The organism is Klebsiella spallanzanii (assembly GCF_902158555.1).
Taxonomy (GTDB): domain Bacteria; phylum Pseudomonadota; class Gammaproteobacteria; order Enterobacterales; family Enterobacteriaceae; genus Klebsiella; species Klebsiella spallanzanii.
The window spans coordinates 1-12,092 of record NZ_CABGGS010000007.1; the positions used below are offsets into that span (position 1 = coordinate 1).

Consider the following 12,092-nt stretch of genomic DNA (forward strand, 5'->3'; position numbering starts at 1 on the left):
CGGGCGTATTCGACAAACATCAGGAAGGTGGAGGTGTACGGCAGGAAACCGCCGTGCAGCGCAATACCGTTAGCGATAGCGGTCATACCGAATTCACGCACGCCGTAATGGATGTAGTTACCGGCGGTGTCTTCGTTAATCGCTTTAGAGCCGGACCACAGGGTCAGGTTACTTGGCGCCAGGTCAGCGGAGCCGCCGAGGAATTCAGGCAGCAGCGGACCGAAAGCTTCGATCGCATTCTGGGACGCTTTACGGCTGGCGATTTTGGATGGATTCGCCTGCAGCTTCGCGATGAATTCATTCGCTTTCGCGTCGAAGTCAGCCGGCATATCACCTTTCATACGACGGGTGAATTCTGCCGCTTCCTGCGGGAAGGCTTTAGCGTAGGCGGCGAATTTCTCGTTCCACGCGGACTCTTTTGCCTGACCGGCTTCTTTCGCATCCCACTGCGCATAGATGTCGGACGGGATTTCGAATGCCGGATGTTTCCAGCCGAGCGCTTCGCGGGTCAGCGCGATCTCTGCGTCGCCCAACGGCGCGCCGTGGGAGTCGTGAGTACCGGCTTTGTTCGGCGAACCGAAACCAATGATGGTTTTACACATCAGCAGGGACGGTTTGTCGGTAACTGCACGCGCTTCTTCCACCGCGCGTTTAATCGAGTCAGCATCGTGACCGTCCACGCCGCGCACCACGTGCCAGCCGTAGGCTTCGAAGCGTTTTGCGGTATCGTCGGTGAACCAGCCTTCAACATGACCGTCGATGGAGATGCCGTTGTCGTCATAGAACGCCACCAGTTTGCCAAGCTTCAGGGTACCGGCCAGAGAACATACCTCGTGAGAGATACCTTCCATCATGCAGCCATCGCCCATAAACGCGTAAGTGAAGTGGTCAACAATGTCGTGGCCCGGACGGTTGAACTGCGCCGCCAGGGTTTTCTCCGCAATCGCCATCCCCACCGCATTGGCAATACCCTGACCCAGCGGACCGGTCGTGGTTTCAACACCCGGTGTATAGCCCACTTCCGGGTGGCCCGGCGTTTTAGAATGCAGCTGGCGGAAGCCCTGCAAATCGTTCAGCGAAACATCGTAGCCCGTCAGATGCAGCAGGCTGTAAATCAGCATCGAGCCGTGACCGTTGGAGAGAATAAAGCGGTCACGATCGGCCCATGCCGGGTTGTTCGGGTTGTGCCGCAGGAAGTCCCGCCACAGGACCTCCGCAATATCCGCCATCCCCATCGGCGCGCCGGGGTGGCCGGAGTTGGCCTTCTGTACTGCGTCCATACTCAAGGCGCGCAGCGCGTTGGCGCACAGACGGCGGGTAGTATTCGTTGTGTTCATCAGGATATTCCCCACGCCTTACAGCATCTGCTGAATCTGTTTTTCCAGTTTGACCTGATCGACGGCGAACAACCGGATCCCTTCCGCCAGTTTATCCACTGCCATGGGGTCCTGATTATGCAACCAGAGGAACTCCGCCTGGGTCATCGGGCTGGGGCGGGTTTCCGTCACGTTGCCTGGCACCAACTGACGGGTCAGCGCACCTTCGCTGGCAGCCAGCTCATCAAGCAGCGCCGGGGAGATGGTCAGACGGTCGCAGCCTGCCAGCGCCTGGATCTGCTCGATACGGCGGAAACTGGCCCCCATCACCACGGTGTCGTAGCCGTGAGACTTGTAGTACTGATAAATCTGGCGTACGGAAACCACGCCCGGATCGCGGTCCACCTGATACTCCGCCTGTGGCTGATTTTTCTGATACCAGTCGTAAATTCGCCCGACAAACGGCGAGATTAAAAAGACGCCCGCTTCGGCGCAGGCCCGCGCCTGAGCAAAAGAGAACAGCAGGGTCAGGTTGCAGTTGATGCCGCTCTGCTCCAGCTCTTCAGCAGCGCGAATACCCTCCCAGGTGGCGGCAAGCTTGATTAAGATACGCTCCGGCCCAATGCCGTTTTTTTCGTACATCTGAATAAGCTTGCGCGCTTTCGACACGCACATCCCGCGATCCCATGCAAAACGGGCATCAACTTCGGTGGAAATACGCCCCGGCACGTGGCGCAGCACTTCGCTGCCGATATCCACCGCGACCTGGTCGCAGGCGTTAATCAACTGCGTTTCCGCGCTGCCGCCCTGCTGACGGGCCTTGCCGATAGCGTCGGCAATCAGCGCCTGATACTGCGGCAGCTGTGCGGCCTTGAGCACCAGCGAAGGGTTAGTCGTGGCATCCTGCGGGGCAAACTTTTTAATCGATTCAATATCGCCGGTATCGGCAACAACCGTGGTGTATTTTTTCAGCTCGTCTAACTGGCTCATAGTCTGTTCCTTATATTACGACTGCGGATATTAATCTCTGGCGTGCTGGTGTTCGTAATAATCGATACGCTCTACTTTCGATGCAGAGCCGCCGCCTTCATATTCGGATTCAAGCCATGCCTGAATAATTTTTTTACCCAGTTCCGGGCCAATTACGCGAGCCCCAAGGGTAATAATCTGCGCATTATTACTTTTGCGCGCCCGTTCTGCAGAGAAGGTATCGTGGCACTGGGCCGCACGAACGCCCGGCACTTTATTCGCCACAATGCTCATCCCGATGCCGGTGCCGCAAATTAAAATGCCGCGATCGTGCTCGCCCTGCTTAATCGACATCGCCACCGCATGGGCAACATCCGGATAGACCGTACTGCCCTGGCGTTTATCGCTGCTGTAATCCGCGACGTTAATTCCCTGCCCATTCAGATAAGCGACGATAGCGTCGCGGAAAGCATAGGCGGCATCATCCGCACCAATAGCGATTGTTTTCATGGTAGTTTCCTTAATTTAACAGTACGTCTTAATTCAGTTTTAATTCAGATTCTGGTAGAAAGAAATTCGGTCGCCAGTTTGGATATATTGTGGTGATTCACCACAAAGATGTACCGTCCCTGGTAATTCAGCAGTTATAGCGCCATCAAAATTCAAGGTGACATGGCCAAGCTGTTTTAAATTCGCCGTTGCAACACTACCTACCGCCGTCACCCGATAAATAACCTCATTTATTTTCATTATCTGTCCGGGTGATAATTCAGCCGTCAGCTCACTGCCCTGGTGTACGGCGCAATACATCGCAATATCGTCAGGAACGGAATCCGAGAATAAGATCAGTTTCTGCTCCTGTAGGTAGTTTTCGACATATTCGCCAACAGCCGTGATAAGTAATGTATACAACGGCACAATCATATTATTTGTTTCCTTTTGCGGCATGAGAAGATAATGCCACCTTCTCTTCACTCTCTTCTTTTTTTACCGGTTCAACGGCCGGGGCGCGCTTTTTCAGACGTTTATCGAACCAGGCCACCAGTATCGGTGCGGTGATCATGGTGATAATGCTCGCCGTCGCCAACTGCGCGGTGGCGGCATCAACGTACATCGCCAAAGAAGGGTCGGCCTGTGCCACCATCGCCGGGGTCAGCGCCGAACTGGCGGCAGTCGTCCCCAACGCGGCGCCCAGCGCCGTTTTCTTCTTCAGGAACAGGTTGTAGATAAAGTAGAACACAATGCCGGTTATCGCAGAGATAATACCCAGTAAGATCCCGGACAAACCGGCGGTAAAGACCGTATTGATACTGGAGTTTGCGCCGATAGCAAACGACATAATAATGATGATCAGCGGTTGAGCGGCGGCGCACAGCTGCTTGAAGCGCTCATCAAGGTTGCCCCACAACATGCCAATCAGCAGAGGGATCAGCATCGACAACAGCGCGGCGAAGGGAATATTAGCCAACCCGCTGACGCCCAGTACCATCATGGTCACGAACGGACCATCTTTGACGCAGAAGACCGAGATTGCCCCGGCATCGCTGGCATCGCCGTAGTTACTGCACAGCGCGATATACAGCGAGCTATTGGAGCTGGTTAAGCAGGCAATCAGCGCCAGCGTCGAGATGCCAAGAAAACCATTAGGGCCAAACATCGCCCCTGCGGCCCACACGGCCAGCGCACCGGCAAGGCATTTAAGGAACAACAGCACCGCGCCTTTATAGAGTGGCAGCCCGGCCTGGCGGATATTAATTGATGTGCCACAAATAAGCAGAAAAATGCCCATCATCGCGCTGGAACCGACTTTAAATAATGCGGTCGTCGGGCCGCCGATGCCCAGAACTTCAGGAGCAAAGGTATTAATAAGAATCGCCGCGAGCAACGGAATAATAATTAAACCGCCTGGCACCTTATTCATTTTCTCAAGTATATTTATGTTCATAGGGTAACTCATAAATTATGATTTAACAGAGATAACGACGCAATACTACCCGTACGACCATTACGCCGTTTTTAGTTATATGACTTCAGGGTTATTGCTGTGCTTCTTTATAAATTCTGTCAACGATAGTACTAATAATATCTTCCGGTCCTGTTAATCCGCCTTTGCCGACGCAAATCAACCCGGCATAATCGCCGCCGATAATACGCACCATATCGGTTTGCGGTATCACATAGTCAATCATTTCAATACCAGTAGCACCGAGTTCTTTCAGCACATTCACCATAGTGTCACCGCCGGTCATATACAGACCTTTAATTTCACCCGATGCGCAGTTAAGGACTTCACGTACGATATTGCCCAATCCCTGATTAATATTTTCCGCAGCCTGACCGTGCGCCAGGCCAAATCGCTGCTCTTCTTCCTGAAGATTCAATAACCGCCCGGTTAACGCAGATTCAAAAACAAACAGCGCGTTCTGCTGTGCCGGTACGCACTGCCGCGCATGCTGAACCACGCGATTAACTTCGATCTCAGCGGCGTTTTTCTTGTCGACCAGCAGCTCGGCGTCAACGGGTATATGGCAAACCCTTTCATCATTGGCGATCAGATGCTGGAGCTGCTTTTTGGTCACCGGCGTTGCGCTCCCGGCGACAACCAGGATCGAGCCGCGCGGGTTTTCCGCTGCTGCGGTCGTTGACGCGCTGTTGCGCGCTTCCCGCATCAGGCCGCGACGCACCGCCAGCCGCTCGGTAAATGGACCCGGATCGACCGCCAGTACGTTCCAGTTCAGCGATACCACCGCCCCGGCAATCGCATCGACATCGTCAACGGTAATCGCGTCGACCACAATAACCCGTACGCCGCGCTGCTGCTGTTCCTGAAGATCCTGCTGAATCTGCCCCTCGCCTTTCATCACCGAAGCCAGAGCGATATGCCCGACCTGATGATGGGTCTGCGCTGCCAACAGCCCCGGCACCCACGACTCGGTCACCGGAGTACGCACATCGCGAGCCACATCGGTACGCGAGAGCGCAACGGAGTCAATCACCGAGTAGCCGCCAACCAGAATACGGCGCGACTGCGGCATCGCGGGGACCACTACCGCAACCGTTTCCAGCGGCAGCTGTTCCAGCATGGCGTCGATTTCAAAGCCAATACCGCCGCGCAGCGTCGTATCGATGCGCTTGGTAAAGTAATGCGCCCCGCGCGCCTGCAGCTGCTTCACCGCGGCGCTAACCTGATGCTGAGCTTCCGCTTTCGGCAGTGGACGGCTGTCGCTACTGACCACCATCGCCGGGTACTCTACTTCGTTGCGAGCGAAAGATTCGGTATCGAAAAAGGCGGCGGTTTTCAAGCCGCTGCGCGCCAGCAGTACCCCAACGGTGGTCGCACCGGTCAGGTCATCGGCAACGATCCCCAACTTACCGCCTTCTCCTTGCGGCCAGACCATTTCGATACAGGCTGGCGTGACGCCGGAAACATATATTCCTTCGTGAATAAACTCCGCAAGCGGGCCGCTTTTGCCGGTTGGATGCAGGTTAATCGTCGGAATACCGCGTTTGGGATAGAGACCGCAGCGCAGCGTACCGCCGCAGTCGATAACCATCAGACCAATTTCCTCTTCCGGCGGCTCGCCGTTTTTAAAGACATCAACGGACGGCCAGCCGGTGAGCTCGCTCAGGCGTTCAACGACCGGGGGACAAATCCCCCCGGTAATATAAGCAATCTTTTTCGCCTGGCTAATATTAATGGTCAGCGGCCCACCCCAGCCCTTACTGCCCTTGCTAATCAACAGATGTTTTTCCATTTCTCTGCCCTTTTGCTTCGCATGAACGTCAGCGATTAGTGGTTTTTCATTTTCCAGTAGCGCGCCGCAGCCATGGTGGATTCCAGCATGCTGACGGTGCCCGCTTTACCCGTGCCTGCTATATCAAACGCCGTCCCGTGATCGACGGAGCTACGCATAAACGGCAAACCGAACGTGATGGTTACGGAACGCTCAAAATCGAGGGTTTTACAGGCGATATGCCCCTGATCGTGATAAAGAGAGAGGATGGCGTCATAGCGACCCAGCTTGCCCAGATGGAACACGGAATCTGCCGGTACCGGGCCGATGGCGTTAATGCCCATGTCCTGCGCCGCTTTAACCGCCGGGATCAGGTTATCAGCTTCTTCATGACCAAACAGACCGTTATCTGAACCGTGCGGATTCAGTGCGGCCACCGCAATGCGCGGGTTCTGGATATTCAGCGCAGTGAACTCATGGTGGATTTGCTGTACGCAAGCAAGCACGCGCTCTTTATTGGCGTAATCGCAGGCATCTTTCAGCGCCATATGGCGGCTGACAAAAAACACGCGCAGATTGTGGACGTGGAACATCGTCAGGCCGTAATCCGAATTAGTTTCAACCTGATAGATTTCGGTATGGCCCGGTAATTTGCATCCCGCCAGCTTGATGGCTTCTTTATGAATGGGCGCGGTAGAGACCACATCGATCAGGCCCGCTTTGCCCAGTTCGATAGATTTCAGGACATAGTCCAGCGACATTTGCCCCGCCAGCTTCTGCACTTTCCCCCATTCAATGCTCTCGCAGTCGTAATCACCGGTTTCCAGGACATCCAGCGTACCCCAGCTAAAGCGAGCTTCCTGCGGATGGGTAATTTTGTTTATCGGGAAATCACATCCCATGATCTTCATCGCTCTGGCGATAATCGGAACTGAACCAATTAAAAAAGGTTTGCACTCGTCGTAGACGCTTTTTTCCATCATCGTCGCGACTGAAATCTCTGGGCCAATCCCGGCAGGATCGCCAATGGTAAGTGCGACAACAGGTTTTTTTTCTTGTGACATCGTGGACCTCTCGTAGTGGAAATCAGTTTTTGTTCATATGTTCATTAGTGAATCATATGGTCAGAACATTACCTGATGATTGAGAGGTTATTAGTGATTTAGATCACATAAAAAAATCCATAGATTTATTTTATAAAAAAATGTGATCTAACATATGTTCACATGGTGATAAAAAGTTCAATCTCACTAACACGCGAATCTACTTTCACTACAAGCTATTGATTTATCTATTATGGAGAACAAAAATGGAACAAATCTGGTTAGGAACCAGCTGGAAAATGAACAAGCCGTTGTCCCAAGCCATGGCCTGGTGTGAAACGCTGACAGAACGGCTGCCGGGGGTTTTACACCCGAAAATTCAGCCGTTTGTTATCCCCCCCTTTACCGCAATTCATCCGGTCAGTCAGTATCTCCAGCAGCACCAAATCCCTTGTCTGACCGGGGCGCAGAATATGCATGAAGCGGAAAACGGCGCCTGGACCGGTGAAATCTCCGCCGCCATGCTGGCTGAAACTGGCGCAACCCTGGTCGAACTTGGCCATTCTGAACGCCGGGGCGCATTTAATGAAACCGATGCTGCCATTAATCAAAAAGTGCATAGCGCCCTGCGCCACGGTCTGCGGCCGCTTATCTGCATTGGCGACAGCGCCGACGAGAAGCGCTGGCAAGTATCGCGAGAAACCGTGGTACGACAGATGAAAATCGCCCTGTATGGTTTGAGCGAAGAGCAAGTTTTACAAACGCTGGTCGCCTACGAGCCGGTATGGGCCATCGGCGAACACGGCACCCCGGCGACGCCGGAACAGGCCGCAGAGATCCACCGGGCACTGCGCCAGGCATTGTGTGAAACCTTCGGCACAGAGACCGGGCAGCGCATTCCCCTGCTGTATGGCGGTAGCGTCAATCGGCAAAATGCCGTAGAACTACTCCTTCAGGATGATATCAATGGGCTGTTTATTGGTCGTTCGGCATGGGATGCCAACGGCTATTGCGACATTGTTCAACGCGTTACAGAGGAATTTATTCTTCAGGCGCAGTAGTATTAGGGAGACATCAAAGATGGAAACACCGGGCGATAACTATGACTGAACAAGACTCAGATTATGCGCTGCTGACAGAAATTGCCGTGGCTTATTACGATCAGGAACAAACCCAGGAAGAGATTGCAAAGCGCTTTGGTATCTCGCGCATTAAGGTCGGACGTTTGCTGAAGAAAGCCCGTCATGAAGGGATTGTCGAGATCAGCGTGAAATATCATCCGGTCTTCAGCTCGCAGATAGAGCAGCAGTTTATTTCCCATTTCGGAATCAAACGCGCGCTTATCGCCTTAGACCATCACGACGAGGATGAACAGCGCCAGCAGGTGGCGGCGCTGGTCAGCAACTATCTGGCCGGGATCCTCAAAAATGATATGACCGTGACCGTTGGCCAGGGACGCAATGTCGCCGCCGTCGCTAACCACGTGGGGATTTTCCCGGAACGCAACTGTCGCTTTATTTGCGGTATCGGCGGAACCAAGCGCGATAACCAGCTGATCGATGCCGATCACATCAGTCGAAACCTGGCGCGCAAATTTAACGGCTTTAGCGAAACGCTGTACGCTCCAGCCTACGTCGAAACCCCGGAGCTGCGTTCAGCATTTATGCAAAACCGGCTGATTAAAGCTACGCTCGAACAGGCCAGCAAGGCGGATGTTGCCATTATTGGCCTCGGCGATATGAACGAAAACAGCTTTATGGTGCAGCTGGGCTGGTTCTCACCGCAGGAGATAGCCACCGCTCGTCAGGAACAAGGCGTGGTGGGCGATCTCGCGGGCTATAGCTTTTTCAATATTCAGGGCACGCCGGTTGATACGGTGATGAATGATCGGGTTATTGGCCTGAGCCTTGAACAACTGCGCACCATCCCCTGCGTGATTGCCATTGCTTCGGAAAGCACCAAAGCGACGGCGATCCTCGGCGCGCTGCGCACCGGCGTGATTGACGTGCTGGCGACCAGCGCATCAAATGCCCGGGCAGTGATTAACATGCAGAAAGCGTTATAAAAAAAGGGCGCCGCGGCGCCCTTAAGCAATAATCGCACTCCCCGGAGTGCGGCGCTACCCGACATCCCCGCCCCCGGGGCTAACAAAACCATTATGGCTGCAACTCGACGAATATCAGGAAGCAAAGAGAAGGGTTACAGCATCCTCAACGCCACTGTTGCCATTCGGTAAAACAGAAAGCCGGACCGGTTAAATAGACCTCTGCTTAAACGTATATCTACGTGCCGATTGAGGATGCTGTAAATTTTATGCGCTGACCTCGCGCTCGAAAATCGCCATCATATTATCCCAGGCATCGCCCACGTCTTCCGCCAGAGAAAATAGCCCGGATGTGCCGACAATAAAGACATCAACGCCTGTTTGAGCTATCTCTCCGAAAGTCTTCTCATTGCAGGAGCCATCAATCTCCGTCAAATAGTGCCAGCCGTTCTCTTCGCGCATGGCAATCAGCTGTTTAATCTTATTCAGCGATTCCGGGATAAATTTCTGCCCGGCATAGCCTGGATCCACCGACATCACCGTCACTTTATCGAGCAGATGCGCATACTCTTTGATAGCTTCCGCCGGCGTCGCCGGGTTCAGCACCACGCCACAGCGGCGGCCTGCATCTTTAATCTGGTTCAGTAAACGGAAGATTTTGTTATTCGCCGTCTCAGGATGGAAGCTGATAATGTCCGCCCCCGCCTCAAGACACATCGGAATAATATCTTCCGGGTGGTTCACCATCAGATGCACATCAACAGGCACATCGGTTATCTTTTTCAGATTCTCGATAAAGAACGGCGACAGCGTGATGTTTCTGACGTAGTTGCCGTCCATAATGTCGACGTGATAGAAATCTGCCCTGCCGTTCATCGCCGTAATCTGCTCTCTGAACTGGGTTAAATCCATGCACATCAACGAGGGCGAAAATTTAGCTACCATACCCCACCTCCCAAAAAATCAATTAATTAAACCAGGCTACAACGTGTCCGAGCACGATGCCGACCACGCCGAAATCCGCATCACCGAAGGTGGTGGATGCAAAGCCCAGGTCGCCCATCAGCGGCAGAAGAATGGCCGGTAAGAAAGAAATCAGTAAACCTTGCGCAAACGCGCCGGCGATGGCGCCGCGGCGGCCGCCGCAAATATTGCCGTACACGCCCGCCGTTGCGCCGCAGAAGAAATGCGGGACCAGGCCGGGAACTATTACGCTCAGGCCAAACAGCGGGCACAGGAACATGCTTACCAGACCGGCGGCAAAGCTTGATAAGAAGCCAACGATGACCGCATTCGGCGCGAACGGGAATACCGTTGGGCAATCGAGCGCCGGTTTAGCGTCCTTAACCAGTTTATCGGCGATACCTTTAAAGGCTGGGACGATTTCGGCGATCACCATGCGCACACCCGCAAGAATGATCCATACCCCGGCGGCAAAGGTCAGCGACTGAATAATGGCGAAGATAATGAAGTTCTGACCACCGCTGATGCTGGTTTCAACAAACGATTTCCCTGCCACCAGAACCAGAATCAGGAACAGAATCATCATGGTCAGCGAGATAGCTACCGATGAGTCACGCAGGAAGTTCAGCGATTTAGGAACCTTCAGTTCTTCAATCGACGGGCTGCCTTTACCTACCGCTTTGCCGACCAACGCCGACAGCAGATAGCCGGTTGAACCGAAGTGTCCCAGCGCCAGATCGTCAGTACCGGTAATTTTACGGGTAAATGGCTGCAGGATTGCCGGTGAAACCACCATCATTGCGCCGAGGATCACCGCACCGATGGCCACAACCCAAAAAGGAGACAGGCCACCAACGGAGAGGATCACCGCCAGCATCGCCGACATATACAGCGTATGGTGGCCGGTCAAAAAGATATATTTCAGCGGGGTAATGCGCGCCAGCACGATGTTAAACAGCATCCCCAGCACCATAATCATCGCGGTCGCCGTACCGTAGTTCTTCTGCGCCAGCGCGGCCATCGCATCGGTGTTGGGCACCACGCCCTGAATATGGAATGAGTGTTCAAACAGCTGGCTGAAGGTTGTTAACGTGGTGGCGATAATCGCCGCACCGGATGTTAATATCACAAAACCCATAATCGTTTTCAGGGTTCCGGAAATAACATCAGAAATAGCCTTTTTCTGTAATAACAAACCGATTAAAGAAAAAAGACCGACCAGTATCGCTGGTGTGCCAAGCACATCATGAATAATAAACTGCAGCATAGAATGACTCCGTAGGGCCGCAAGGAATTAATTAAAGGTTATCAACCAGGATTTCTTTAATTTTGTTATTATCCAGCAGATTATTTAAACCAAAGATCTGAGCGGAATGCCCGGACAGATGCTCCGCAATATCTTTAGCGCTCAAAATAATATCTGCAGATTCGCTTTTTGCTGAGGTAAGATCGGTATGTGATACCTCCGCCTCTTTACCTAACTCAGCAATAATTTTTTTGACGTTCATTTCAACAATGAAGCTACTGCCTAAGCCATTACCGCAAACAATCAGAATTTTTTTCATGACAAACCTCATTATCCATTGATAACACTGTTAATTTCTTCAATTGTCGATGCATTAAGCAGGCTTTCCAGACGCGCTTCATCGCAGAAAATTTCCGCCAGGGCGGTTATCATCCGAATGTGCTCATCACCAGAAACTGCGCATAGCATAATCACGACATAGATAGGATCGTTTTCATCAGCATCAAAAGAAACACCCTCTTTAATATGCAGTAAAGATAACCCATTTTTTTTAGCCCCCTGCTCTGGACGAGCATGAGGCATGGCCAGACCGGGGGCCAGAACATAATACGGGCCTAATTCTTCATGGCTACGAAAAATAGCTTCAATATAATGTTCATTAATTGATTCGTCAGCTAACAAAGGCTCTGCAGAAATAGTCAAAGCCTGTCTCCAGTCGCTGGCACTATCCACTATTTGAATCTTCTTTTCTGTTAACCAGGTAGAAATCATAAATCC

13 protein-coding genes are annotated in these 12,092 nt (G+C 52.8%); 2 read left to right on the plus strand and 11 right to left on the minus strand.

All coding sequences use genetic code 11. The annotated features are described in order from the left end of the window. The 7 genes from tkt to pdxA all read right to left on the minus strand — a co-directional run. Positions 1-1,337: transketolase (gene tkt / locus FN082_RS09100; protein ID WP_142981472.1), on the minus strand; the 1,337-nt coding region annotated here is incomplete at its 3' end. An 18-nt stretch (positions 1,338-1,355) separates the two neighbouring features. Further along, positions 1,356-2,306 carry a transaldolase gene (tal, locus tag FN082_RS09105; protein ID WP_139537835.1) on the minus strand — a complete coding sequence of 317 codons (951 nt, stop codon included), beginning with the start codon at positions 2,304-2,306 and terminating at the stop codon, positions 1,356-1,358. Positions 2,307-2,336: 30 nt separating this feature from the next. Next, on the minus strand, positions 2,337-2,795 hold the full coding sequence (rpiB, locus tag FN082_RS09110) for a ribose 5-phosphate isomerase B (RefSeq protein WP_110277152.1): 459 nt from the start codon (positions 2,793-2,795) through the stop codon (positions 2,337-2,339). Positions 2,796-2,834: 39 nt separating this feature from the next. Next, on the minus strand, positions 2,835-3,209 hold the full coding sequence (locus FN082_RS09115; RefSeq protein WP_139537833.1) for a PTS glucitol/sorbitol transporter subunit IIA: 375 nt from the start codon (positions 3,207-3,209) through the stop codon (positions 2,835-2,837). 1 nt (position 3,210) lies between these two features. Further along, complete coding sequence (locus FN082_RS09120; protein WP_142461409.1) at positions 3,211-4,230, minus strand: 2-keto-3-deoxygluconate permease; 1,020 nt, start codon at positions 4,228-4,230, stop codon at positions 3,211-3,213. Between the two features lie 91 nt (positions 4,231-4,321). Continuing rightward, positions 4,322-6,040 (minus strand): four-carbon acid sugar kinase family protein, encoded by a 1,719-nt coding sequence (locus FN082_RS09125; protein ID WP_139537829.1) that lies wholly within the window; start codon positions 6,038-6,040, stop codon positions 4,322-4,324. A gap of 35 nt (positions 6,041-6,075) precedes the next feature. Continuing rightward, positions 6,076-7,083: a 4-hydroxythreonine-4-phosphate dehydrogenase PdxA gene (pdxA, locus tag FN082_RS09130; RefSeq protein WP_112216798.1), complete on the minus strand. Its 1,008-nt coding sequence runs from the start codon at positions 7,081-7,083 to the stop codon at positions 6,076-6,078. A 245-nt stretch (positions 7,084-7,328) separates the two neighbouring features. Between pdxA and FN082_RS09135 the strand changes: the two genes are divergently transcribed. Next, positions 7,329-8,123 carry a triose-phosphate isomerase gene (locus FN082_RS09135; RefSeq protein ID WP_139537827.1) on the plus strand — a complete coding sequence of 265 codons (795 nt, stop codon included), beginning with the start codon at positions 7,329-7,331 and terminating at the stop codon, positions 8,121-8,123. Between the two features lie 41 nt (positions 8,124-8,164). Next, positions 8,165-9,127 carry a sugar-binding transcriptional regulator gene (locus FN082_RS09140; protein WP_139537825.1) on the plus strand — a complete coding sequence of 321 codons (963 nt, stop codon included), beginning with the start codon at positions 8,165-8,167 and terminating at the stop codon, positions 9,125-9,127. 246 nt (positions 9,128-9,373) lie between these two features. Here FN082_RS09140 and alsE read toward each other — a convergent pair whose 3' ends face one another. From alsE to FN082_RS09160, 4 genes are read right to left on the minus strand one after another with little or no spacing between them, the layout of a single operon-like run. Continuing rightward, entirely contained in the window at positions 9,374-10,051 is a 678-nt protein-coding gene (gene alsE / locus FN082_RS09145) for a D-allulose 6-phosphate 3-epimerase (protein WP_139537822.1), read from the minus strand. A 22-nt stretch (positions 10,052-10,073) separates the two neighbouring features. After that, entirely contained in the window at positions 10,074-11,336 is a 1,263-nt protein-coding gene (locus FN082_RS09150) for a PTS ascorbate transporter subunit IIC (protein ID WP_142461407.1), read from the minus strand. Positions 11,337-11,367: 31 nt separating this feature from the next. Then, positions 11,368-11,634, minus strand: coding sequence for a PTS sugar transporter subunit IIB (locus tag FN082_RS09155; RefSeq protein ID WP_139537820.1), 267 nt, complete (start codon positions 11,632-11,634; stop codon positions 11,368-11,370). A gap of 11 nt (positions 11,635-11,645) precedes the next feature. Beyond that, positions 11,646-12,086, minus strand: coding sequence for a PTS sugar transporter subunit IIA (locus FN082_RS09160; RefSeq protein WP_142981473.1), 441 nt, complete (start codon positions 12,084-12,086; stop codon positions 11,646-11,648). Positions 12,087-12,092 lie beyond the last annotated feature (6 nt).

Excerpts from the sequence above, each read along its gene's own strand:
- tal (WP_139537835.1), bottom strand. The coding sequence starts at position 2,306 with ATGAGCCAGTTAGACGAGCTGAAAAAATACACCACGGTTGTTGCCGAT.
- rpiB (WP_110277152.1), bottom strand. The coding sequence starts at position 2,795 with ATGAAAACAATCGCTATTGGTGCGGATGATGCCGCCTATGCTTTCCGC.
- FN082_RS09115 (WP_139537833.1), bottom strand. The coding sequence starts at position 3,209 with ATGATTGTGCCGTTGTATACATTACTTATCACGGCTGTTGGCGAATAT.
- FN082_RS09120 (WP_142461409.1), bottom strand. The coding sequence starts at position 4,230 with ATGAACATAAATATACTTGAGAAAATGAATAAGGTGCCAGGCGGTTTA.
- FN082_RS09125 (WP_139537829.1), bottom strand. The coding sequence starts at position 6,040 with ATGGAAAAACATCTGTTGATTAGCAAGGGCAGTAAGGGCTGGGGTGGG.
- pdxA (WP_112216798.1), bottom strand. The coding sequence starts at position 7,083 with ATGTCACAAGAAAAAAAACCTGTTGTCGCACTTACCATTGGCGATCCT.
- FN082_RS09135 (WP_139537827.1), top strand. The coding sequence starts at position 7,329 with ATGGAACAAATCTGGTTAGGAACCAGCTGGAAAATGAACAAGCCGTTG.
- FN082_RS09140 (WP_139537825.1), top strand. The coding sequence starts at position 8,165 with ATGACTGAACAAGACTCAGATTATGCGCTGCTGACAGAAATTGCCGTG.
- alsE (WP_139537822.1), bottom strand. The coding sequence starts at position 10,051 with ATGGTAGCTAAATTTTCGCCCTCGTTGATGTGCATGGATTTAACCCAG.
- FN082_RS09150 (WP_142461407.1), bottom strand. The coding sequence starts at position 11,336 with ATGCTGCAGTTTATTATTCATGATGTGCTTGGCACACCAGCGATACTG.
- FN082_RS09155 (WP_139537820.1), bottom strand. The coding sequence starts at position 11,634 with ATGAAAAAAATTCTGATTGTTTGCGGTAATGGCTTAGGCAGTAGCTTC.
- FN082_RS09160 (WP_142981473.1), bottom strand. The coding sequence starts at position 12,086 with ATGATTTCTACCTGGTTAACAGAAAAGAAGATTCAAATAGTGGATAGT.